The organism is Cohnella boryungensis (assembly GCF_042651945.1).
Lineage (GTDB): Bacteria > Bacillota > Bacilli > Paenibacillales > Paenibacillaceae > Cohnella > Cohnella boryungensis.
The window spans coordinates 30,701-53,405 of record NZ_JBHSED010000025.1 but is presented as its reverse complement, the minus strand read 5'-3'; the positions used below and the strand labels follow the sequence as shown (position 1 = coordinate 53,405).

The 22,705-nt window shown below is 53.1% G+C and carries 20 protein-coding genes; 8 read left to right on the top strand and 12 right to left on the bottom strand.

The genetic code is table 11. The annotated features are described in order from the left end of the window. Positions 1-18 precede the first annotated feature (18 nt). Complete coding sequence (locus ACFO1S_RS13800; RefSeq protein WP_204605984.1) at positions 19-4,158, top strand: sulfite reductase subunit alpha; 4,140 nt, start codon at positions 19-21, stop codon at positions 4,156-4,158. A 23-nt stretch (positions 4,159-4,181) separates the two neighbouring features. On the opposite strand, the gene ACFO1S_RS13795 is transcribed toward ACFO1S_RS13800, so the two are convergent. Next, positions 4,182-5,177: an AraC family transcriptional regulator gene (locus tag ACFO1S_RS13795; protein WP_378126960.1), complete on the bottom strand. Its 996-nt coding sequence runs from the start codon at positions 5,175-5,177 to the stop codon at positions 4,182-4,184. A 195-nt stretch (positions 5,178-5,372) separates the two neighbouring features. Between ACFO1S_RS13795 and ACFO1S_RS13790 the strand changes: the two genes are divergently transcribed. The 5 genes from ACFO1S_RS13790 to ACFO1S_RS13770 all read left to right on the top strand — a co-directional run bounded on the left by ACFO1S_RS13790 (position 5,373) and on the right by ACFO1S_RS13770 (position 9,954). Further along, a complete protein-coding gene (locus ACFO1S_RS13790) occupies positions 5,373-6,050 on the top strand; it encodes a response regulator transcription factor (RefSeq protein ID WP_204606003.1) in 678 nt (225 codons plus the stop codon). Continuing rightward, complete coding sequence (locus tag ACFO1S_RS13785) at positions 6,047-7,423, top strand: sensor histidine kinase (protein WP_204605982.1); 1,377 nt, start codon at positions 6,047-6,049, stop codon at positions 7,421-7,423. Before ACFO1S_RS13790 ends, ACFO1S_RS13785 begins: the two co-directional genes overlap by 4 nt. Before the next feature lie 65 nt (positions 7,424-7,488). After that, the gene (locus tag ACFO1S_RS13780; RefSeq protein WP_204605981.1) at positions 7,489-8,613 is read left to right on the top strand and encodes an ABC transporter permease; all 1,125 of its coding nucleotides are present in this window, start codon (positions 7,489-7,491) and stop codon (positions 8,611-8,613) included. Continuing rightward, entirely contained in the window at positions 8,610-9,287 is a 678-nt protein-coding gene (locus ACFO1S_RS13775) for an ABC transporter ATP-binding protein (RefSeq protein ID WP_204605980.1), read from the top strand. Before ACFO1S_RS13780 ends, ACFO1S_RS13775 begins: the two co-directional genes overlap by 4 nt. Before the next feature lie 142 nt (positions 9,288-9,429). After that, positions 9,430-9,954 carry a Hint domain-containing protein gene (locus ACFO1S_RS13770; RefSeq protein ID WP_204605979.1) on the top strand — a complete coding sequence of 175 codons (525 nt, stop codon included), beginning with the start codon at positions 9,430-9,432 and terminating at the stop codon, positions 9,952-9,954. A 72-nt stretch (positions 9,955-10,026) separates the two neighbouring features. On the opposite strand, the gene ACFO1S_RS13765 is transcribed toward ACFO1S_RS13770, so the two are convergent. From ACFO1S_RS13765 to ACFO1S_RS13745, 5 genes are all read right to left on the bottom strand, one after another. Beyond that, positions 10,027-11,679 carry a helix-turn-helix domain-containing protein gene (locus ACFO1S_RS13765; protein WP_204605978.1) on the bottom strand — a complete coding sequence of 551 codons (1,653 nt, stop codon included), beginning with the start codon at positions 11,677-11,679 and terminating at the stop codon, positions 10,027-10,029. A gap of 200 nt (positions 11,680-11,879) precedes the next feature. Then, positions 11,880-12,917: an ABC transporter substrate-binding protein gene (locus tag ACFO1S_RS13760; RefSeq protein WP_204605977.1), complete on the bottom strand. Its 1,038-nt coding sequence runs from the start codon at positions 12,915-12,917 to the stop codon at positions 11,880-11,882. 318 nt (positions 12,918-13,235) lie between these two features. Further along, positions 13,236-14,306 carry a hypothetical protein gene (locus tag ACFO1S_RS13755; protein ID WP_204605976.1) on the bottom strand — a complete coding sequence of 357 codons (1,071 nt, stop codon included), beginning with the start codon at positions 14,304-14,306 and terminating at the stop codon, positions 13,236-13,238. Between the two features lie 213 nt (positions 14,307-14,519). Then, on the bottom strand, positions 14,520-15,437 hold the full coding sequence (locus ACFO1S_RS13750; protein WP_204605975.1) for an aldo/keto reductase: 918 nt from the start codon (positions 15,435-15,437) through the stop codon (positions 14,520-14,522). A 122-nt stretch (positions 15,438-15,559) separates the two neighbouring features. Next, a complete protein-coding gene (locus tag ACFO1S_RS13745; RefSeq protein ID WP_204605974.1) occupies positions 15,560-16,432 on the bottom strand; it encodes a hypothetical protein in 873 nt (290 codons plus the stop codon). A 177-nt stretch (positions 16,433-16,609) separates the two neighbouring features. Here ACFO1S_RS13745 and ACFO1S_RS13740 point away from each other — a divergent pair, with 177 nt between their 5' ends. After that, positions 16,610-17,359, top strand: a complete 750-nt coding sequence (locus ACFO1S_RS13740; RefSeq protein ID WP_204605973.1) for a M15 family metallopeptidase — start codon at positions 16,610-16,612, stop codon at positions 17,357-17,359. A 77-nt stretch (positions 17,360-17,436) separates the two neighbouring features. Here the strand turns inward: ACFO1S_RS13740 and ACFO1S_RS13735 are convergent, their stop codons facing one another. The 4 genes from ACFO1S_RS13735 to ACFO1S_RS13720 form a co-directional block, all read right to left on the bottom strand. Next, the gene (locus ACFO1S_RS13735) at positions 17,437-18,090 is read right to left on the bottom strand and encodes a FusB/FusC family EF-G-binding protein (RefSeq protein ID WP_204605972.1); all 654 of its coding nucleotides are present in this window, start codon (positions 18,088-18,090) and stop codon (positions 17,437-17,439) included. Positions 18,091-18,375: 285 nt separating this feature from the next. Next, a complete protein-coding gene (locus tag ACFO1S_RS13730) occupies positions 18,376-19,398 on the bottom strand; it encodes an ABC transporter substrate-binding protein (protein ID WP_378126957.1) in 1,023 nt (340 codons plus the stop codon). Positions 19,399-19,587: 189 nt separating this feature from the next. Further along, complete coding sequence (bshB2, locus tag ACFO1S_RS13725; protein WP_204605970.1) at positions 19,588-20,259, bottom strand: bacillithiol biosynthesis deacetylase BshB2; 672 nt, start codon at positions 20,257-20,259, stop codon at positions 19,588-19,590. Between the two features lie 24 nt (positions 20,260-20,283). Further along, positions 20,284-20,628: a YojF family protein gene (locus tag ACFO1S_RS13720; protein WP_204605969.1), complete on the bottom strand. Its 345-nt coding sequence runs from the start codon at positions 20,626-20,628 to the stop codon at positions 20,284-20,286. A gap of 193 nt (positions 20,629-20,821) precedes the next feature. Between ACFO1S_RS13720 and ACFO1S_RS13715 the strand changes: the two genes are divergently transcribed. Further along, positions 20,822-21,256, top strand: coding sequence for a hypothetical protein (locus ACFO1S_RS13715; protein WP_378126955.1), 435 nt, complete (start codon positions 20,822-20,824; stop codon positions 21,254-21,256). Positions 21,257-21,346: 90 nt separating this feature from the next. Here the strand turns inward: ACFO1S_RS13715 and ACFO1S_RS13710 are convergent, their stop codons facing one another. Beyond that, positions 21,347-21,994: a carboxylesterase family protein gene (locus ACFO1S_RS13710; RefSeq protein ID WP_204605967.1), complete on the bottom strand. Its 648-nt coding sequence runs from the start codon at positions 21,992-21,994 to the stop codon at positions 21,347-21,349. 10 nt (positions 21,995-22,004) lie between these two features. Next, positions 22,005-22,601 carry a hypothetical protein gene (locus ACFO1S_RS13705; RefSeq protein ID WP_378126953.1) on the bottom strand — a complete coding sequence of 199 codons (597 nt, stop codon included), beginning with the start codon at positions 22,599-22,601 and terminating at the stop codon, positions 22,005-22,007. Positions 22,602-22,705: the final 104 nt, after the last annotated feature.

Here is a 22,705-nt window from a genome sequence, read left to right as displayed (position 1 = left end):
CGAAACAGGTGAACCACGATGTCAACGACGAAGGTAAGAAGCGTTTGTCCTTATTGCGGCGTCGGCTGCGGCATCGTTCTGGAAGTGTCGGACAATCGCGTCGTCAAAGTCGCCGGCGATAAAAAGCACCCCGCCAACTATGGCCGTCTGTGCACCAAAGGCAGCACCAGCGCGCAAGCGATTCGCGAATCCGGCCGTCTGGAGCACGCCTATCGGCGGGCAGATAGGGGAGCCGCTCCTTCGCGGGTCGGAATTGACGAAGCCATCCGTTTCACGGCGGCGAAGCTTCGCGGCATCCTCGACCGTCATGGTCCGGATTCGCTTGCTTTCTATGTATCCGGGCAGATGTCTCTGGAATCGCAGTATCTGATTAACAAGCTTGCCAAGGGCTTCGTTCGGACGAATCATATCGAATCCAACTCGCGCTTGTGCATGGCCAGCGCCGGGAGCGGCTACAAGCTGTCGCTTGGCGCGGACGGTCCTCCGGGCTCCTATCAGGATATGGATCAGGCCGATCTGTTCTTTGTCATCGGAGCCAATATGGCCGACTGCCATCCGATTCTGTTCCTGCGGGTCATGGATCGGGTCAAAGCGGGCGCGAAGCTCATCGTCGTCGACCCGCGGCGCAATGCGACCGCCGACAAGGCGACGCTCTTTTTGCAAATCCGTCCCGGAACCGATCTTGCTCTGCTTAACGGTCTGCTCCATCTGATCGTCAAGAACGGCCATACGGATACGGCCTTCATCGAGCAATTCACCTCAGGCTGGGAGGGAATGCCGGAATTCCTGGAGGATTACCCGCCGGACAAAGTAGCCGAGCTGACCGGAATCCCGGAAGCCGCTATCCGTCAAGCGGCGCAATGGATCGGCGAGGCCGCCGAGTGGATCAGCTGCTGGACGATGGGACTGAACCAAAGCACGCACGGCACTTGGCATACCAATGCGATCTGCAATCTCCATCTGGCCACAGGCAAAATCTGCAGGCCGGGAAGCGGCCCCTTCTCTCTCACGGGCCAGCCGAATGCGATGGGCGGACGGGAAATGGGCTACATGGGACCGGGTTTGCCCGGGCAGCGCTCCGTCCTGATCGAGGACGAACGTCAGTTCGCGGAAAGCTTGTGGGACCTCCCTCCCAATACCCTACGGGCGGAATCGGGCACGGGAACCGTCTCCATGTTCGAGAAAATGCGTGCCGGAGAGATTAAAGCCTGCTGGATCATTTGTACAAATCCGATTGCCAGCGTTCCCAATCGAAGCAATGTGATCGCAGGTCTGGAAGCCGCCGAGTGGGTCGTCGCTCAGGATGCCTTCTTCGACACCGAGACGAATCGCTTTGCCGACATGCTGCTTCCGGGCGCCCTGTGGTCGGAAGCCGAGGGCGTCATGATCAATTCCGAGCGCAACCTTACACTTATGCAGAAGGCGGTCGAACCGCCCGGAGAAGCCTTGCCGGACTGGCGAATCATCGCTCGAATCGCTTGTGAAATGGGCTACTCCAGCGCCTTCGCTTACGATACCGCCGACGATGTGTATCGCGAAATCCAGCAGGCTTGGAACCCGAAGACCGGGTACGATCTGCGCGGCGCTTCCTACGAACGGCTTCGCCAATCGCCGCTGCAATGGCCGTGCGCGCCGGAGACGAGCCACGACCGCAACCCGATCCGCTATTTAAACAACGGCATAAGTCAGAATTTGATGGAACGCCCTGACGGCACTCGGCCGCGCCTCGTATTTCCGACCGCCAGCGGCAAGGCCAACTTCCTCGCCCGCCCCTTCATGCCGCCCGCCGAGATGCCGGACGACGACTTTCCTTTCGTACTCAACACCGGGCGCTTGCAGCACCAATGGCACACGATGACGAAGACCGGCAAGATTCCAACCCTGAACAAGCTTAATCCGGGTCCGTTTGTCGAGATTCATCCGGAGGACGCAGCGGCGCTCGGCATAGCGGACAAACAACCGGTCACCCTCGCTTCCCGACGCGGCCGCGCCGTTCTTCCGGCCTCCGTGACCGATAAAGTTCTCCCCGGCAATTGCTTCGCTCCGATCCACTGGAATGACGTGTTTGGGGAGAACCTTGCCATCAACGCCGTGACGAACGATGCCCTGGACCCGGTTTCTTATCAGCCTGAATTCAAATTTTGCGCCGTTGCGCTCTCTCGCTCTGCAAGCGAGAGCCCCGTTCCCCCTTCTGCCCCGAGCGAAGGAAACGTCTTATCTCAATCCTTATCAGGCGACAAGGAGGAAATCTTTATGGCCAAAGTGGATACGCTCGCCAGCCTGCTCGGCATTGATTCCCTTTCGGAACTTAAGCTGGAAGGACACGAGAAGCTGTATATCGCCGGGTTCATGAAAAGCCTGCGGACCGACGACTCCAGAATGGCTTCGGGCATCCCCGTCCTCCCGCCATCAGCGCCTATGGACGCCTCCAAGCGCTATTGGCTCGACGGCATGCTGGCCGGCATGTTTTCTCGCACTTATTTTCCCGAGACCTCCTTGCCCATTCCGCCAGTCGAGATAAACCTGCCCGCGCAAAGCGCGGACGAGAATGCTGCGCCCCGCCCTCGTGTCGCCGTGATATGGGCTTCCCAGACCGGAAACGCCGAGACGGCGGCCATCGCGTGCGCGGCTAAGCTGAAAGCCGTTGGGTACGAGGTGCTTCTGACAGCGATGGATGCTTATGTCCTCGCGGATTTGCCTTCCGAATCCAACGTTCTATTCGTAACCAGCACCTTCGGAGCCGGTGATCCGCCGGACAATGGAGAAACCTTCTGGAAGGCGCTGCAGGCCGATCAAGCTCCGTCCTTATCCGGGCTTCGCTATGCGATTCTGGCTTTCGGCGATTCCAGCTACGACCTTTTTTGCGGCTTTGGCCGCAGTCTCGATGCGCGTCTGGAGCAGCTCGGAGCCAAGCGGCTTGCCGCTCGGCTAGACTGCGATACCGATGTGCAGGAGTCTGCCAGGCAGTCTTGGCTGCAAAGCGTCGAGGAGGCGCTCAAGCCCGCTGCCCACGATGCCACTCAGAAGACGGTTGCTCGCACGTATGATCGGAACAACCCGTTGCGCACAAGATTGCTGGTCCGTCGACAGCTGAGCAAGAACGGCTCCGAGAAGGACACGCGCCATTATGCATTTGATCTTCGCGACTCAGGGATGCGCTATGAGGTTGGGGATGCGCTGGGCATCCTGCCAACCAACTGTCCGACGGTGGTCGGTGAAATCGTCACGGCAACCCGGATGTCCCCCTCTGCGCCGGTTCAATGGAAAGGGCAGACGATCCCGCTGTCGGAGGCGCTGCTTCACCATTGCGAGATCGGGCGAATCGCGCCCCTGATGCTGACGTTCGTCCATGAACGCTCGCGCAGCGAGCAACTGGAACGTCTGCTTAAGCCCGAGAATCGCGCCGAATTAAAAGGCTGGCTGCACGGACGCCAGCTCGTCGACCTGCTGCAGCAATTTCCGATCGAGACGAACGCGGAAGACTTTGTCGGAGCGCTTAAGCCTCTTCAACCGCGCTTGTATTCGATCTCATCCAGCTCGAAAGCGACTCCGGACGAGGTGCATATCACGGTTTCCACCGTGCGTTACTCTCAGGACGGCAAAACCCGAAACGGCATATGCTCCGCCTTCCTCGCGGACCGGATTCAGAGCGATACCGAAGTTCCGATCTTCGTTCAGAAAGCGAATCATTTCCGACCTCCCGCCAATCCCGACTTGCCAATGATCATGGTCGGCCCCGGAACCGGAGTCGGGCCGTTCCGAGGCTTCCTGCAGGAACGGCAAGTTGTTGGGGCCAAGGGAAAAAACTGGCTTATTTTCGGAGAACAGCGCGCTGAATTCGATTTCTATTTTCAAGAGGAGCTGGAGGAAATGCAGCGAAGCGGCTTGCTCTCTCGTCTGGACACCGCCTTCTCCCGCGATCAGCCCGAGAAAATCTATGTCCAGCACCGCATGCTGGAGCACGGAGCGGAGCTGTGGTCTTGGCTGCAGGAGCAAGCGCACTTCTTCGTGTGCGGCGACGCGAGCCGCATGGCGAAGGAAGTCGAGACCGCGCTCGTAGCCGTTATTCGGGATCATGGTGGAATGAGAGATGAAGCCGCGGAGGCGTATGTGAAAGAGATGGCCCGGACCAAGCGCTACGCGCGTGACGTGTATTAAAGCAGCCGTTCGGCCGGTGCCAGTCAGCGCAGCAAGGCAAAGGACGATGTTTGATTCATGTATATCGTTGCAACTCCCTCTTCTCTATTCGGATATAGATTCTCGTTATCCATATAGAGTTGAGGATTTCGAGTCGCAATGACCGATCGAGCCGCAGCCGATGGCAGATCAGAACGTGACTCTCGTTTGGCATTGGCGGTTCGGTATCGGATCGGAGCAAGCCCTGCGTTTCTTTTGAACATTTTGGCGAAGTAGTAGCTGTCCGGATAGCCGATGCTATCGGCGATTTCCTGCAACGTGGCATCCGTTGTCAGCAGCAGTTGTTTGGCCTTGTCCATCCGCATGCCGATCAGGTAATCAATCGGGCTTCTTCCCGTAGCCTGCTTGTACAATCTGGTCAAATGCCGCGGGCTGCAATCGAATAAGGCCGACAATTGCTCCATCGTCACGCTCTCGGCGCAATGCTCCGCCAAATACCGTTTCACCCGGCGAACGAGATCCGTTTTCGCGGTCGAAATGCCGTTGCTGTGACTCTCCCAAAGCAGCTCATAGGCAAATTGGTAAAACTGTGCCTTCACATGAAACTCCACCAGCTCCCCCTGTCCCTCCCATTCCCGTTGCATAAGCTGAAGCTTGCTCACCAGCGACTTCGGATGCGCAGGAGTCATGCCATACTGAACTCGAAACGGATTGCTTCTTTCCGGCAGCTCCACCAGTTCTTGTTCGATCGGCTTCGTCAATACGGCGTTGTAGAAAACCACATATAATTCCAAGGCCTCCTCCAAAGGCTGCATATCCAGGCGGCAGCCTTTGACACCATGCAGAATATGATAGCGTTCGGTCCGATGCTCGACCCCGTCCATTCTCACCCTTGCGCTGCCGTCGATCGTCAAGAAAAAGCCGTTGGCTGGAAGTCGGAAGCCGTTAAGATTATCCCCGCGCCGCATGTAGACATGGCGAATATCCATAATGTTGACCGATGCCTGATTCCATATCATTAGCTGTTCGCTTAACCGCATCGCATTCCACTCCCGATTCCTCATCGTCTGTTTCAGGTACTTTCATTATACTCATAATTGATAATGATTATCAATCGCATGTACACCAAGCAGTCCGAAGCATGTTAGCCGGTTTCAATTCCAACCCTTTTTGCGCAGGCTCCCGCTAGCGTGTTAATGTTGGAGTAGCCACAATGAACGGAGAGGGATCTCATGATGAAGCATCTGCTGCTTGCCGACGATAATGCAAATATAAGAAAGCTGCTTCGATATGCCATGACCAAGGAAGGATATCAGGTATACGAGGCCCAGGATGGACTGGAAGCGGTCAGGCTGATGGAACAAGAGCCCATAGATTTGGCAGTAATCGACATTATGATGCCTGGAATGGATGGCTTCGATCTATGCGAATATATAAGAACGAATTACAATATCCCGATCATCATGCTCACTGCCCTGGATCAACTTACGGACAAAGCGCAAGGCTACTTGCGCGGTACGGATGATTACGTAACAAAACCCTTCGAACCTGAAGAACTCGTTTTTAGGGTCAAAGCGCTGTTCCGTCGCTATCATCGAACTTCCAGCGACCTCATTCGGATGAATCGAATCGTTATCGATCGGAAAAACAGAGAGGTCTCCGATGGTCATACTGTGTTTATAATGCCGATGAAAGAATTCGAGCTGCTCTCGCAGCTTGCGCAATATCCGGGGAGGCTGTTCTCCCGCGATGAACTGATCCGCCTTGTCTGGGGAGCGGATTACGAAGGCGATGACCATACTGTCGTTGTCCATATTAAGCGGCTGCGCCAACGTTTTGCTGATTATGCGGAGGATTTCGCCATTCAGACGGTTCGAGGGATAGGTTACAAGATCGAGGTGAAAACGCAGTGAGATCCTTGTACTTCAGAGTCTTCATCATGACGGTAGCCGTCATTTTAGCCAGCAGCGTGCTGGGATTTTTAATATCGAACACCTATTATCATGTGAAGCTAAAGCCCTTCAATGATGAGAAGCTGGTCGGCATTGCAGAGCAAATGAAGCAATATGTCGAGAAGGCCCCGGACAGCATGGATGATTATCTGCAAAATGCAGCGGCGCTTGGTTATGAAATTTATTTGACGGACGGTCAAGAAGACGACCGATTCTATGGAAGTGAATTTCGCAAGCAGGATTTAGACGACCAAGACAAAAAATCGGTGCTTGGCGGGCAAGTGTATCATGGCGTCGCCCAGTTCCCGAACAAGCTGTTTATATCCGGCTTTTTCGATAATCGATTAAGCAATACCGTGGGAATTCCCGTTCAGCTCGGCGATCGAAAATATGCGTTGTTTATGCGCCCTGACGTGATTTTGCAGTTTGGGGAATTACGCATTTTCTTCGCATTGATCGGTGTGCTCACTGTTGTAATCAGTATTATCTTCTTCTTAATCAGTACGAGATATTTGGTTAAACCGATTACGCGGCTATCCGATGCAACCAAACAAATTGCCCAAGGCAACTATAATCTTAGATTGCCGAGCAATAGACGGGATGAAGTCGGGCAATTAGCCGGGCATTTCATGATTATGAGTCGTGAATTGGAGCGAGTCGACCAGTCCCGTCAACAATTCGTGTCTAATGTATCGCACGAAATTCAATCTCCGCTTACCTCGATACAAGGTTTCGCCAAAGTGCTTGCCGAGCCGGATCTCTCCCAGGAGCACCGGGAGCACTACTCATCCATTATCGAAGAAGAGAGTCGCCATCTCTCCTTGCTAAGCAAGCAGCTTCTTCTGCTCTCTTCGCTGGATCGGGGACATGAGGCTTTAGCCAAAGCGACCTTCTCGCTTCGAAGTCAAATTCGCCAAGCGGTTCAAGTGCTGCAATGGCAGCTAGACGATAAGGAGCTATTGCTCAAGATCTCCGTGCCCGAATCCATGCAAATTCACGGGGACGAGGTATTGCTCATGCAAGTATGGATGAACCTGCTTAGCAATGCGGTGAATCATATTCCTGAGGGGAGAACCATTGAGATCCGCGCCGAGCAATCCAACGCTCACAATGTGATTTACGTCCGGGATACAGGAAACGGAATCCCCCCGGAACATCTGCCGTTTATATTTGATCGGTTCTATCGGGTAGACGCTGCACGTAAGCATTCCTCCGGCCGGACAGGCCTTGGGCTTGCTATCGTCAAGAAAATCGTGCAAATCCACGGCGGCCGCATCGATGCGGTCAGTTCCAGTGAAGGAACGCTCTTTACTGTGTCGTTGCCTCATCTGTAACAAGCTGTTTATTTGCCGTTTACTTTCGCTTCCTATACTTTGGTCATATCAAAGGAGGGAAGCTAATGTTTCTGGCCATTCGAGAAATGAGATTCGCCAAGGCTCGGTATTTATTAATCTCTACAATTATGGTGCTTGTTGCCTTTCTTGTATTGTTTGTTACGGGGCTTGCGCAAGGACTTGCCTATGATAACGCGGCTTCCGTCAAGAACATGGCTGCCACTCATTTTATTTTGGAGCAAGATTCCAATCAACGCTTTACCCGGTCCATGGTTGATCAGAATGAGCTTCAACAAGCTGCCGCAATCGTTGGTGATGAGAATGCCGAGCCCCTTGGCGTGAAAATGGCGACAGTGATTCCATCGGGAGAAACGGCGAAGCTTGATGTTACTTTGCTCTCCGTTCGTCCGGAAGGTTGGTTGGCGCCGAAAGTCGTAAGCGGCTCCGCACTCTCGGATCAGCTAAAAGATCATGTTCTCGTAGATGAAACGATGGCCGATAATGGCGTAAAAATCGGTACAGTCCTTGTAGATCAAGCTTCAGGAACAAAATGGACCGTTAACGGATTTGTCAAAAACGAATCCTTCAGTCATACGCCGGCTGTTTTCTTAAATCTGCAGGATTGGTCCGATCTTCAAGCGCAGGCGCTAACTCGTCAAGAGTCCGAGCCCGTAAGCGGCACAGGATACAATGCAATTGCTTTGCAAAACGCAAAGGAAAAAGTCAAGGAGCTTCAGGACGCGTTGCCTCAAACAGAAGTGATTACGAAATCCGAGGCCGTGTCTGCCATTCCCGGCTACAAGGAAGAACAAGGCTCGCTCCTGATGATGATTGCATTCTTGTTTGTAATCTCTGCTTTTGTGCTGGCCGTATTCTTTTACGTCATTACGATTCAGAAAACAAGTCAATTTGGTATTTTGAAGGCGGTTGGCACTCGTACTGCTTATTTAGCGGGCAGTGTGGCGATGCAGGTGGTGGTTCTATCGGTTGGCAGTTTGATGATCAGCATTCTGTTGGTGCAACTGTTTGAGGCCGTATTACCTAGTTCAATGCCCTTTCAGTTAGGATTCTCCACGTTGCTAATCACTAGTTTATCCTTTGTAGCAATGTCTCTGGCCGGCTCTCTATTTTCAGTGTGGAAGGTCGCCAAGATCGATGCATTGGATGCGATCGGGAGGACAGCGGCATGAGGAGCAGACTTGAGTTGCAGGAGATTACGCGTACTTTCCAAGATGGCGGTATTGAAAGAAAGATTCTGGATAAGTTAAACCTTCAGGTGGCAGAAGGCGAACTGGTCGCCATTATGGGCCCCTCCGGTTCAGGCAAGAGCACATTTCTGTCTATCGCAGGCGCACTTCTTGCCCCAACGAGCGGGGATGTCCTCCTCGACGGAGAGTCGATCATCGGCAAGGATAAGCATGAGCTTTCTGAGCTGCGACTTCGAAAAATCGGATTTATTTTTCAGAACGCCAACTTAATTCCATACTTGAAATTAGAAGAACAACTGATGCTGATCGCCAAGCTATCGGGGATGGAGAAGGCCAAAGCAGCCGAACGGGCAAAAGAGTTGCTCGATAAGATGGGATTGTCTCATCGACTACGCGCATATCCAGAGAAGCTATCCGGCGGGGAGCGGCAGCGGGTCGCTATCGCAAGAGCCCTGATGAATGACCCGGCTGTCCTGTTCGCGGATGAACCGACGGCAAGCTTAGATGCGGCGCGAGGGCTCGATGTCGTAAATATGATCGCGAAGCAAGTCAAGCATCGGCAAAAGAGCGCAGTGATCGTAACGCATGATGACCGGGTGCTGCCGCTTTGCGATCGAGTGCTCTTCCTAGAAGAGGGAAAGCTAATCCATAAATAAGACAAGGGCTGTCCCGTAAGCAGTTTTTCTACGAAAAAAACTCCCATGAGTAGAACGATTGCAAAGGAGAATTGACAATTATTGTCGAATTTAATGATGTAGTAATTCGAGGATATTTGGATAATTCGAAGGAGGAACCGGAATGTGCTATCTATGGGGGACGAAAATCGGAATTCAGAACGGTGTCAGGGCAATTGAAAGCTTCCAGACCGGCGATCAGGTATTAGCGGCTGGTTCGAGCCTGAGTTGGACAACCGCAAAAATTCAGTTCAGCAACGGAACCGGCCCTGAAGGTCACCAACCGATGGTCTGCATTCGTTATGGAGATGCCGGCACACTTATCGTGACGCCGGATCATCCGTTCCTGCTGCCAAGCGGTAATTTAAAGCGCGCGAGTCGCCTTGTGCCAGGGGGGGACCGTCTCGTATCTGCCAGTGGATTGCCGGTCGAAATTCATGAGCTTAGCGTCGGCGAATTTGTCGGAGGCGTGCATAATATCGCGGCGAGCTACTCGTTCACTGGTTCGATGGACGGACATCTTTTACAGTCCGAAGGGATCGTTTCCGGCGATTTTACGCTGCAAATACACATGAGGCAGTTGGAGGCGCACGACTCGGACAATGTTCTCGGCGAAATGCCGATCGCTCAGCCGCCCGAGGTGGGATAGATCATAGGCTTGCTTTCTTCGAGAAAAAGGACCTCATTCTCCACTTTACAGTGGAATTTGAGGTCCTTCCTTTTAGAAAATGGGATGTTCCCAGGACGCGGAGCCGCTCACAAGCAGCTCCGTCAGCAGCTCCAGCTGCGCCTCGCAGGATAGCGGATCGACATAAGAAATCTCCTCATGACGCAGCTCGAATAAACGATTCCGCTTCACGGCGGGAATGCGCATCCAATCCTCTTGATCCGAAACCCTATCCACCCCTTCGCCCTCGTTAACGACGAATAGCAGATCGGCTTCAGCGGTATAGTCGGCCAGCAATCGAAGCGGAATCTTCTGCTCCACCTGTCTTCCGCTGGCCATCAGCTGCCGGACCTTGTTCGGCGCTTGAAAACGAAAGCCCCGATAGACGGCCCAGCCGCCTCTTCCGTAATTGTCTCCGAAGATCGAGAACGCCGTCCCGTTTTCTTCTATCCGAATGATAGCCGCCGTATCCTTCTCGCTGGCTATGCCCGCAGCAGCGATTCTCTTTCTCGACTCGGCCGCTTTACGGTCGAACTGCGCGCTTAATCTCTCCGCAGATCGCGCATGGCCGATAAGATCGCCAATGATTCTGGCTTCCTCATAGACGCTCCTTTTGCCATCGTAGGGGATCAAGATGGAGGGGGCGATTTTCTTTAAATTGTCGTAATCCGCCCGATTGTTATCGTTCATCAGAATAAGATCGGGCTTAAGCATAGCGATCTCGTCCAAGGAGGGCGCTGCTCCTACATCCATTACGGTCGCTTCGATTTTTCTCAAATAAGCGCTCCCTCCCCACCACGTTAGATTGGCTCCGACCGGCTTCACGCCCATCGACATCAAGATGCCGCCATAATACAGCGCGACCACGCGAAGCTCTCGCCTTCGCTCATCGACATAATGCTTCGGCGATTGACCAACCAGTTGCTTAAATCTGCGGCTAAAATAATAGACGTCGTGAAAACCGACTTGCCGCGCGATCGCATTTAAGCTGTCGGACGTGAAGAGCAGCTGCTTCTTCGCCTGATCGATTCGCAGCTTCGCTACGTATTCCGACGGAGTTAAGCCGGTTAGCTCCTTAAACAGGTATGTGTATTGTCTTACGCCCAGATTGGCCATCCGCGCCAGCTGCTCGACCGTGATCGGCTGGGTAATGTCGGCATGAAGAGCGTCCAGCGTGCGGCTGATCGCCGCATATGGCTGGTCGCTGCTCGCTTGGGCATTGCGGCTGAACAAGTAATACAGCAGCTCCTGCAAGCGAATATGCTGCTTGAAGGCGTCTAACTCTTGCTCCTGCACTCGATTGGCATATAGGGCTCTTAGCTGCTTAAGCCACTGTCCGAGGGGCTGAATGTTTAATTTCCCCGCCAACGGGAACGCCGGGGACAGTTCGACCGGATGTCCGTCATTCCCTTCAACGCCGACAACCCGCTGCACGCGGAAAATCGCGAGATAGCATTCCAGCTCCCCGCCCTCATCGGCTTCGAGCTCGTATACGCTGGAAGGATGAATCAGGAAGCCTGCCGCTTTGCCCAGCCGATAACGCTTGCCGTCCAGCATCAGAATTCCCGTGCCCTGCTCGATGCCCAGCAACGTATAAGCTTCCGCCATCTGCTTGTCCATACGGGCACTCGGCAGCAAGCTTTCGAGCTTGATCTCCGTTAACGAGAACAAGCAGCTTCGGAATGGCAAGCGCATGCCGGTCGACATCGTAAGTACAGCCCCTCTTCAACAATAGTGAGAATGATTATCAATAACTCGTTTTCTTTATTCTACCGGAATCTCCCCCCGCTTACAACTCTGTTTGCACTGAAAAAAACCGCCAAATCGTGATCGCACCTCCAAAGGTTAGAACGTGTCTAAGCGTTGGGGTGCAGCTCATCGATGGCGGTTTTAACAGGGATCAAAGCCTATTTTTGGGCGAGAAGCATATCGGTTATTAGCATCAGCTGGGCTTCGACGGAGATCGGATCAAAGTAGAAATACTGTTTGCCGTCCAATTCCACGACCCGGTTGTTCTTGACGGCGGGCAGCGTCTTCCAGATCGCGCTGCCGGCTACGAGATCGAGCCCTTCTCCCTCGTTGGAAACGAGCAAATAGTCCGCATCGGCTACATAATCTGGCAGCAATTCCAGCGACAATTGCTGAACGATCTGCTTGCCTCCGTCCACGAGCTCCTTCTGAATTTTGTCCGGCATTTTAAGCTTAAGTCCTTGATAGATCGACCAGCCGCCTCTTCCGTAATTGTCTCCGAATACGGAAAATTCGCTGCCCTTGCCTTCGATGCGAATGATCGCCACCTTGGCGTTCTCATCGACGACACCGGCAATTTTCGCGCGAGCCTCCGCGGCCTTGGCCTCAAAGCGCTCCGCCAATTGCTGAGCCGCCTCCGATTTGCCGAGAAGGTCTCCGATCAGCTTCGCATCCTCGTACACGCTGCGATTGGCATCGTAGGGGATCAGCACGGATGGAGCGATCTTGGAAAACTGCTCGTAGTCTTCGGCATTGTTGTCGTTCATAATAATCAAATCCGGCTCCAGCTTGGCGACTGCCTCCAGAGAAGGCGGGCCGCCCACGTCCGTAATTCCGTCAGCCTCAAGCTGCTGCAGGAACGGACTTCCGCCCCACCAGGTCAAATTCGCTCCCACCGGCTTGATGTCCAGTCCAAGCAAAATGTGATGATAATACAATGCGACAATACGTTTGGGCTCGACGGGAATCTCCACTTCTCCTTTAATCGTGCTTACGATCTTCGTGGTTGCCTTCGGTGCTTGAGCATCCGTTGGTTTTGACGTTTCGGACGGAGCTGCGCTCGATGCGCTTGCCGTAGCCGCGGCGGACGGATCGGCGGATTTCGTATTTGCGGACTGCCCGCAAGCGGACATCAGCGCTACAGTCAGAAGCAGCAGCAGCCCTAGCATTCTTTTGTAAGCGGATTGAATGTACATTCTCGAAGCCCTCCATGTTGATAATGATTCTCATTACTTGATTCAGTATAAGGAATGTCACACAGTCCGGACAATAGAGAAATGGGCGGAATAATTGATGCAATATGCAAAATTGTGTAGATTTGTACAAAAGCCGCTCAATGTCCATTCTAAAATGACTTCGGGCTGCTTCCGATTGGCGATATGACAGAAATCGAGGAGCAATACTTCCGTTCATAGCAAAAAAACCGCAGCATGACGGACCTGCGGCTCCTGTTCTTTCTCTATACAACGCAGCCTAGCTTGCCTCTCTCTAAGCGCCGTCCCCCATGAGTCCGCCTAGTCTCGCTCGTCAGCACAGTCGTCATCTGAAAGATCCGGCAAGCCGAACATTTGACGGGCAGCGTTCTCTTCGTCAACCGTAGGGAATGCGCCGGAAAGTATAGTTTGACGTGAGAGATACATTTCCGCTCGCTGCCGGGCATCAACTCCAACCGCTTTAACATCCGAGCCATCTGTATGTCCTACTGATGCCATGTTTTCCACCATCGTGTTATACGAATCTGTAGCGGCTTGACCTTCTAGCGTTTGCAATTCCGTTTTTGTTTCCGGATCAAACGCGTAGCCTAGTTGGTTAAGCTGTACGGCGCTGCTAATGTCACCATCTTGAATGAGTGACCTCTGGCTATCTCGATAGCTTTGGGAAGTAAAACCCGAGTCATCGGGGCTGCCCCTTGTACCTGTTCCGATATGCTCTCGATGCAACGACTTGACTTCTTGGTAAGCTGGAGCCAGATTCTCCAACCTTCTTGCTTCCTGACTTTTGCCTCGCTTCGCATCAAGGCCCCGGCTCAGCACTTCATATCCGATGGCATGCTCCGATTCGTGTGATTTTCCCGAGACCCTTATCCCATGTTCCCTTGACAATCGCTGCTGTTCTCGTTTCTTGGCTCCGTGCATTCCATCCGAATAAAGCGTCCGTCTTCGTTTTGGTTCAGGCTTTACTTCCTCTTCTTCCTCTTCTTCTTCCTCTTCTTCCTCGTCATCGTCATCGTCTGACAAACTTCTTATATCCTTGCTATCTACCTCGTCCCCTTCCCCCTCCTCTTCTTCGCCCTCCGACAATTCCGTAGCAACAGCCGCATCCACTGCTGAATCCATACCCTGATCCGACTTCTCCATGGTTTTCCGTTTCCGTCCGAGACCTGCGCTGGAAGCCGAAGTTACAGCCGATGAAGCTGCAGCACCGCTGTCCTTCGTCTCCCCCTGCGCTATAGATTGTTCTTCTTCCTCATCCTCCGAACCTTCACTCGTATGCCCTCCGATACCCGGAAGTCCTATGCCCATCCCCATACCGGATACATGCGCGATTACGGCCTGGTTTCCTGCGGTTTGCTGCAGATCGTGCACGAGCGAGTCGCTTGTCGTCGACGCTGCAGCGGCTGCCGCAGCCCGACTTGATGCTGAGGGGGTGCTGGTTCTCCTAGTAAAACTTCCACGCGATCCGAACATCCCGTTTCCCTCGCTTTAACGACATTAAAGGCTTAGCTTCTACAGCTTAACGCGATTCAAGCATTCATAAGCAGCCCGACAAGCGCACTTCCTTGCTTCATCAAGCGAGGGTCACGGCAGAATGTTGCCTGCTGCACGATAGATCTCGTACCATTCTTCGCGGGTCAGGCGAATGTCGCTTGCGCGGCAGCAATCGATGAGCCGTTCCACGTTCATCGTACCGGTCACCGGCTGCATGCGAGCCGGGTGCCGGAGCAGCCACGCGATGGCAATCGTCGTATTGCTGACCTCATACTTCTCCGCGATCTCGTCGATCGCCTTGTTCAGCTCGGGGAACTTGTCGTTGCCGAGAAACACGCCTTCGAAGAAGCCGTATTGGAACGGCGACCAAGGCTGTACCGTAATGTCGTTCAATCGGCAATAATCCAATATGCTGCCATCCCGATTAATGGCCGATTCATTCTCCATATTAACGTTAATGCCGTTCGAGATCATATTCGCATTCGTGATGCTTAATTGAAGCTGATTGGCGACAATCGGCTGCTTGACCGACTTCTTCAGCAATTGTATCTGCATCGGATTTTGGTTGGAAACTCCGAAATGCCTTACCTTTCCGGAGCTCTCCAGCGCGTCGAACGCCTCGGCCACTTCCTCGGGCTCCACCAGCGCATCTGGACGATGCAGAAGAAGAATGTCCAGATAGTCGGTTTTCAGCCTGCTCAGAATGCCGTCGACCGAGGCTAGAATATGCTCCTTCGAGAAATCAAACTGGCCCTTGCGGATGCCGCATTTGGATTGCAGAATCATCTGCTCCCGGATCGAAGCGTTCATACCGACGGCATCCGCGAATATCTCTTCGCAGGTTCCACTGCCATAAATATCTGCGTGATCGAAAAAATTCGCCTCTTGCTCCATCGAAGTCCGTACGAACCGCTCCGCCTCCGCGCGGCTTAAGGAGTTAATTCTCATGCAGCCGACCGCGATTACCGGAACTTCAAGCGTACTGACGCCAAGCTTTATTTTCTTCATATGTTCAAGAGCCTCCCAGGTTGATATTCATCGGTTATTGCTGCTTACATTGTCCCATAGCGTTCGAACTCCGGCAAGCTGATCTTGCAGCCATCCCCAGCGATGAGGTTGAATAACGACTATTAATTGCCGGTAAGCGGCGGCAGGCCGAATTTCATTCGGGCGGCATTCTCCTCGAGTATCGTTGGGAATTTTCCCGAGATAGTCGCTCTGCGTGCCAGGTACATCTCCGCCTTCTGCTGTGCATCGACCCCGACCGTTGTCTCTCCGGGACCGGATGCATAGGTTACTGAATCCATGTTTTCTACCATCGTGTCGTAGGAATCGGTTGCCGCCAGGCCCTCCTGCGTAGTCGTCAGCTTAGATTTCGCCGGATCGAAGGCGTAGCCCAATTGATTAAGCTGCACGGCGCTGCTGACATCGCCTTTCTCGATCAAGCTTCTTTGGCTATTGCGATACTCCTCCGAGTTGAACCCCGATTCATCTCGAGCTTTCTGAGTTCCCGTGCCGATGTGCTCCCGGTGAAGCTCCTTCATTTCTTGATAAGCCGGCGCTTTATTTTCCAGCTCCCTCGCTTGCTGGCCGACTCCGCGCGTATTGCCTGAGGTTTGGTTCAACGGCTCGAAACCGATGGTGTGCTCCGATTCATGCGTAGTTCCGCTCACCTGGATGCCATAAGCATTAGATAGCCGCTGCTGTTCAGATTTCTTGTAGCCGTGCATCCCGATACGATACTTTCTTTTCGCGTCGAGCTTTTCCTGACGCTTTTGCTTGCGTATTTCGTCCAATGTCTTGTCGCGATAGCTCCGAGTCTCACTCATCGCAAGCGGCTCTTCTACGCTCATCGCAAGCGGCGCTTCCACGCTCTCCTGGGTAACCGGTTGGCTGAACAAGCCGCCGCCGACCGAACCGAGGACGGCCTGATTGCCTGCAGTTTGCTGAAGCTGAAGCAAGGGAGCGAACATCCCCATCCCGGGGCCCATGCCCGTGGTCATACTCCTTGTTGCATTACCCCTTGCTGCATTGGCGAACATTCTAAACATGCTCACACCCCTCGCTATTTCAACAATGTTCGATAGAATGTTTACATCTTGGATACAACTTCGCCTTAAAAGGATACAACTCCTGCTTATACTGTACGAATCGTACGATAAGGAGGAATTTCAGCCCCGATGAGAAGACAACGCATAGCGCTGATATGCGGCGCTATACTCCTGCTTCTGACAGCAGGCTGCGGAGAGAAACAACCGGAGAAGGCCGCCGCTCCTCCCGTTCGCCAAATTCCGATCCAGGAGACGTCCGGCAGCATTGGCGACCTGATGGTCGTAGCCAACCCCGCCAGCGTCGAAGTTCTGGTCAATAAGAGGTATGCGCTGCCTGAAAGCTATGAGCCGTCCGATTTGGTCTTCCCTGATGTGCCCTTTACCTTCGAAGAGAGAATCGACAAGAGAAAGATGCGCTCGGAAGCGGCCCATGCGTTGGAGAGGCTATTCGAAGGCGCGAAGCAGGACGGTATTTTCCTGGCGGGTGTGTCGGGATACCGCTCTTACGATCGGCAGAAGGTTTTGTTTCAAAGCTATGTGGAACGGGATGGCGAACAAGCCGCTCGTCGATATAGCGCATTCCCCGGCACAAGCGAGCATCAGACCGGACTGGCTGTGGATGTGACGGGCAGCGACGGCCGCTGCGCCGCCGAAAGCTGCTTTGCGGGAACCTCCGAAGCCGAGTGGCTTGCGGCTCACGCTTACGAGTACGGCTTTATCATTCGTTATCCGAAGGACAAAGAAGAGATTACAGGCTACAAATACGAGCCGTGGCACATTCGTTATGTAGGCGAGGAAATGGCCGGAGAGATAGAAGAACAAAGCACAACGCTGGATGAATACTACGACAGCGTGCCTGTATCGGGAATTCGTTACTAGTTCCTGATCGTCTTCATCCCCGTTGAAGAACGCAGAAGGCTGCCGGACATAACCCGGCAGCCTTCCTTCGTGATGAATTAACCTATAATGTCGCGGATGAATTTCTCCAATGCGGAGAGATCGGTAATATTATGGTTGCATGTCTCGCTGTCCACGCACACATAATTGCCGATCGCCTTATAGTAGTCAGGCGAAGCATTGGCCGGTCTTTTTCTGGTTACGACCGTAAACATGGCAAGCTCTGTATTCCGATTGCACAGGAAGCAATAGCCTTTCTTGTTCGTCGGAACGAGCTTCCCTTCAACACCCACCCACTTGCCGTCCAACGGGTAGACGAGGTACAGCCGATTCGAAGCGATGTCCTGCCAGCCGAGATAGGTAATCCGGCGAAAATCGAATGTCGCCAGGTCTGGAACCTTCAGCTTCTTCTGCTTCGGGAACAATTTCTTGATCTGCTGCTCCTTGATCGGCCCGAACGGCGCCAGCTCCGCCTCTAGCGAATGCAAGTATTGCTGAAATTCTGCTGTCGTTGTAAAGGCGTCCAGCTTCCCCAGCGTCACTCTTTGAGCCTCGGAGGCATCCGGGAACGCCTCCATAATGGCGGCTTCCGCGCTATACTTGACGGCTTTCACCACCTCCGGATCGGAAGCGGTGCTGCAGGCATGCCGCAGTAATCCGGCTTGTTTCTTAATCAGATTATATTGATGGTTTCTAATAAATGGTTGACTCATCGCTTTTCAGCCCCTTATTGATTACTCTTGAGAATAAGGTGCAAAGCCCATTATTAGAAACGATAAACTGCCTCTTTAGAGCGATATCCTGTTCGTTCCCCTGTCCGCCCCACGCAAAGTATCGCCCCTATTCTAGGCTTTGCATGAGTCGTTGCCGATCCCGGCAAAGTGATTTGCCATCCCTACCGACCTCCTCGTTACGAACCATTATAGTATAGTTCCGTTACGAGCGGCAACCAACCTGCCGCTTCGGCAGCCTGTAGGGACGGCATCCGCGATTCGTCGTTATTTAACCATGCTCTCAAGCACGTCGTCGATAATCTGAGAGTTGGCAATCGTACCGGTGTACAGCCAGCTGCTGGATCTCGGATATTCGTACACATGACCGCTCTTCACTACAGGGAGAGCTTGCCAGAGAGGGTCCTGAAGTGCCTCGGAGCCGGTATCCGCATCGCTGTTGATCAAGAAGAGATTGTCGACGTCCAGCTGGGCGATCTGCTCCATCGAGATCGGCAGCCAGTTGCTCTCCTGATCCTTCGAAATGTCTTGAACCAGCTTGGGAACGGTCAGGCCAAGGTCCTGATACAGCACGCTTCCGCTCGACAGATTCTGGCTGACGACAAAAAACTTCTTGGATACGAGCCAGATCGCTGCCGCGTTCTGTTCAGGAGCCGCTTGCTGCAGCTTGGCCTTCGCTTCGGCGGCTTTCGCCTCGTAATCCGCCAAAGCCTTCTCGGCGACGTCGCTCTTGCCCAGCACTTCGCCGATTTTCAGCAAGCTCTGACGCCAATCGTTGTTGATCTTGTCGCCAACGACATAGGTTGGAGCGATTTTTGCGTACTGATCATACTTGTCGCCTTCGACCGTGGCCGCCGACCCAATAATAAGCAGATCGGGCTGGAAGCTCATGACCGACTCGAACGGAAGATCGTACGGTATCGTCGGAATGCCGTCCAGATCGGCCTTCAAGTAGTCCTGAGTGCCGTTGGCTACGGACCATTGCGCGACAGGCTTCACGCCCAACGCCACCAGATGGTCTTCCAGATAAGAGGCTACGATGCGCTGCGGGTTGGCCGGAATTTTGACCTGATGACCCAGGCCATCCGTCAATTCTCTGTCGCCGACTGCTTCGGAAGAAGCCGAAGGGCTCGGCGAGCTTGCAGCCGATTGCGACGGCGAAGCGGACGGCGACGCAGAGGGCGAAGCTTCCTGCGACGGCGAGCTTTCCTTGTTTCCGCAAGCCGATAAACCTAGTGCAATAACCAAACATGCCGCGATCCAAATGACGTTCTTCTTTCTCTTTTTCACAAGCACAATAATGCCTCCCGAATGGATAATCTGATATGCTGCCGATCTTAAGATAGCACCCATTCAAATGATAACGATTATCATTTTCATAGTCAAGAAAAAAAAGCGATGCCCTCTCATGCTTGTTCGCACTCGGGGCGTCGCTTCTCATCCTGTATTCAAATCCCATTGCTTGGTTAACCGCTACAGTTAAGCTTGTTTTTGCTTGCCGAACGGATAGCTCCAGAAGCGTTCCGTTCCGAACCGCTCCTGAAGCTCCTGGTCGCTCAACTCGTTCCTGCCTAACAGTTCGGCAGCTTGAAATTGGGAGCGATGCGCTCGTATTGAAGCCAGCTTCTGGGGCAGGAACTGCTTAACGTCATTAACAATATCATGCCTGCCAATGGCCTGCTCATGATTCTTGGAGAAGGCCATGCAATGTACGGTCGGCCTTCTCTCCTCGGGTAGCCGTTCGATAGCGCGAATGACGGCTGCGCCGCAGGCGTCGTGATCCGGATGAACGCTATAGCCCGGGTAGAACGTGATCACCAGCGAGGGAGTCAGCTCGTTCAGCAAGCTTTCAATGCTGCCGTCCAAACGCTCCCGGTCTTCGAATTCAATCGTCTTATCATGAAAGCCGAGCATTCGCAGATCCTGTATGCCGATCGCGCGGCAGGATTCCTCCAGCTCCAGCTTGCGAATGTCCGGCAGCGTTATCCGATTGGCGAATGGCGGAATGCCCATGTTTCGTCCCATCTCGCCTAATGTCAAACAGGCATAGGTCACTTGATCCCCTTCACTCACATGCCGGGCAAGCGTGCCCGATACCCCGAAGGCTTCGTCATCCGGGTGCGGAAGCACAACAAGAATGCGTTTATTCATAGCAGTATTCATCTCCTCGTCCAGTTAGAAGGGATCCCGGCTTAGCTGCAGGGCGACAACGAGCTTTCCCTGACGATCGTGGCCGGCCATAATCAATCTGTCCCGTTCCGTCTCCTCGTAATGGGTAAGCCCCTCCGAGTATACCCAGCCTTGCTCCATTTTCAAGCCGACCCGATAAGTCTCGTCGCCGGAGATCGAGCCGTGCGTGTAACGGATGACCGCGTTGGAAACGAAGGTGGCGGCTGGATGCTTGGTGCTGTCGAAATGAGCGGCATACGCTCCCGTCGTCAGCTCAAGATGCATGTAGAGCTGCTGATCCTTCAATTCCTCTATTCTCTCTTGAATAACGGCTTTATCAATGGGCTGCATCTTCCTACCTCCGAATGTGCCGACTGCACAACCTTTGTGATATGAAACGAGTTTATTTTATCACACCTGGCCTCCTATTGCTCCTTTTGCGATTCGACTCCATCCTCCGCCCCACGGGTTATGCGCACAATCAGCGAGCGATTGCTCGAATAAGCTGTAACAAGAAAATATGACGAACAAGGAGCCTCCTGCCATGCGCCAGATGAACAATAGGGTAAGAGAGAGGGCCCGCAAGATGATCGGGGTTCCCGTGTGCATTGAATTAAAGGACGGGAGTTGTTACGTCGGTCGAATTGCCGGAATCGACAAGGGCCAATTGATGTTCTCGGGAAAAAGAAGTCGGAAGATGCGGCCTCCGCTCGTACGGAAGCGCACCTCCAAAGCGAGCGTGTCCGGGCTGTTTCCCGGCTTGGGCGCGTTAATGGGTATGCCCGGCGCTCTCCAGGGGGCGGTCGCCGAGCCGGGAGCTGCGGCAGCTCCGGCAGGCGCAGGGGCCGGAGGCTTGCTCGGCGGCTTCGGGGGACTGACGGAATTCATGGGCATGATGAACAAAGCAATGCCTATGATCCGAATGGGAATGGGCATGGTCAAAACGATTATGCCTTTAATCAATGGCATGAAAGGTTAAACGCGAAGAGCGCACCGTCCCGGATTGAGGGACGATGCGCTCTTCGGCGAGAGCTCCGGCAATAAATTAGAGGTTGTTCGAATAGATCGATTAACTTCTTCTTTCATATTGCTTAAACCATTCATACAAAGCTGAATTCGAATAGACTTTATTCATGATGTCGTGATTTTGATTATCATAGCAGGTGAGCTTTATATTTCCCCCTATACTTGCCAAAGCATCGGCAAGATTCTGCGTATTCTGTACGGGGACGACGTCGTCCTCTTGACCATGAAAGGCCCATAGCGGCATATCTTTCAATCGGTCGACTTCCTCGATTCGATACCACCCCGCAAGCGGAGCCGCTGCGGCAAAATGCTGCTGGTAATGCGCAGCCAAGTGCCAAACCCCGTTTCCTCCCATGCTGAAGCCCGTCAAATACACTTGATTCGTACATACCCTGAAATCACGGGTAACATGATCGATCAGCGCAATAACGGCATCGCTCTCGATGACCCAATTCGAGCTTTTCGGGCATTGCGGGGCCAGTACGATGTAATTAAAGGAATCGTTGCTCGCAGATACGCCAAGAAGACCGTAATGATCGAGCAGGCTTAGATCCTCTCCTCGTCTATTAATCCCATGAAGAAACAAAATTAATGGCCAACGCCTGCCCCTCTCTTCTTGATAACCTTCAGGCAAGACGATCTGATACCCAAGCCGCTCTCCTTCTAACGGTCGTTGTACGATTCTAGCCATATAATCCGGTTCACAAGCTCCTCTCGGGAATGAATTCTCTAGCCGCATTCAGCTCGACTAACAAGGGGAGAATCTCGGTCAGCACTTCGATATCATTCTCGCAGATCGCCTTTATTTGCGAGGACATTCTTCTGGGCAGACTTCGATCCGAGGTAAGATTCGCGCGGAGCGACATGTTTTTGAGAACCTCTGCATCGCGGTAGATTTTGTCGAATCGAGCAATAAAGGAATTCAGTATGACTCCGTCATACGACTGATTATTCATCATATAGATAAATCGGTCTCTCATGCACTTCTTATGCTCCCATAGAATGTGCGAAGCAATATAGTGATTTCCCCTGAACGCCCCCTCCTCCAGCTCCTTGGCAAACCTTCTTAAAGCATTAACGCCATATAGAGAAGGAGGCCGCTTCGTGTATAAGCGCGCGCTTGCCAGCGAGTCTGTCGATTCCAAATAGTGCCGGATATTCTCGATTACCCAACCGCCGTCAAATGTGTAGTCACTTCCGGGCAAGGGGGTGAGCAAATAAATATAGTTATCCCACGGCAAGAGGTTCGGGGTGTTATCGAAGGCATGATCCAGTTCGGAATAAGATACTTCCTCCATGCCAAGCTGCCCATTTTTCTTAAAACCGACGATATTGAGTATTTGCCTGTCAGCATCATAACCTATGATCATACAATCTCTGACAATGTGTTTTTTATTTTGAT

Coding starts and splice junctions, on each gene's coding strand:
- ACFO1S_RS13800 (WP_204605984.1), top strand. CDS start 19: ATGTCAACGACGAAGGTAAGAAGCGTTTGTCCTTATTGCGGCGTCGGC.
- ACFO1S_RS13795 (WP_378126960.1), bottom strand. CDS start 5,177: ATGCGGTTAAGCGAACAGCTAATGATATGGAATCAGGCATCGGTCAAC.
- ACFO1S_RS13790 (WP_204606003.1), top strand. CDS start 5,373: ATGAAGCATCTGCTGCTTGCCGACGATAATGCAAATATAAGAAAGCTG.
- ACFO1S_RS13780 (WP_204605981.1), top strand. CDS start 7,489: ATGTTTCTGGCCATTCGAGAAATGAGATTCGCCAAGGCTCGGTATTTA.
- ACFO1S_RS13775 (WP_204605980.1), top strand. CDS start 8,610: ATGAGGAGCAGACTTGAGTTGCAGGAGATTACGCGTACTTTCCAAGAT.
- ACFO1S_RS13770 (WP_204605979.1), top strand. CDS start 9,430: ATGTGCTATCTATGGGGGACGAAAATCGGAATTCAGAACGGTGTCAGG.
- ACFO1S_RS13765 (WP_204605978.1), bottom strand. CDS start 11,679: ATGTCGACCGGCATGCGCTTGCCATTCCGAAGCTGCTTGTTCTCGTTA.
- ACFO1S_RS13760 (WP_204605977.1), bottom strand. CDS start 12,917: ATGTACATTCAATCCGCTTACAAAAGAATGCTAGGGCTGCTGCTGCTT.
- ACFO1S_RS13750 (WP_204605975.1), bottom strand. CDS start 15,437: ATGAAGAAAATAAAGCTTGGCGTCAGTACGCTTGAAGTTCCGGTAATC.
- ACFO1S_RS13745 (WP_204605974.1), bottom strand. CDS start 16,432: ATGACCACGGGCATGGGCCCCGGGATGGGGATGTTCGCTCCCTTGCTT.
- ACFO1S_RS13740 (WP_204605973.1), top strand. CDS start 16,610: ATGAGAAGACAACGCATAGCGCTGATATGCGGCGCTATACTCCTGCTT.
- ACFO1S_RS13735 (WP_204605972.1), bottom strand. CDS start 18,090: ATGAGTCAACCATTTATTAGAAACCATCAATATAATCTGATTAAGAAA.
- bshB2 (WP_204605970.1), bottom strand. CDS start 20,259: ATGAATAAACGCATTCTTGTTGTGCTTCCGCACCCGGATGACGAAGCC.
- ACFO1S_RS13720 (WP_204605969.1), bottom strand. CDS start 20,628: ATGCAGCCCATTGATAAAGCCGTTATTCAAGAGAGAATAGAGGAATTG.
- ACFO1S_RS13715 (WP_378126955.1), top strand. CDS start 20,822: ATGCGCCAGATGAACAATAGGGTAAGAGAGAGGGCCCGCAAGATGATC.
- ACFO1S_RS13710 (WP_204605967.1), bottom strand. CDS start 21,994: ATGGCTAGAATCGTACAACGACCGTTAGAAGGAGAGCGGCTTGGGTAT.
- ACFO1S_RS13705 (WP_378126953.1), bottom strand. CDS start 22,601: ATGGAGGAAGTATCTTATTCCGAACTGGATCATGCCTTCGATAACACC.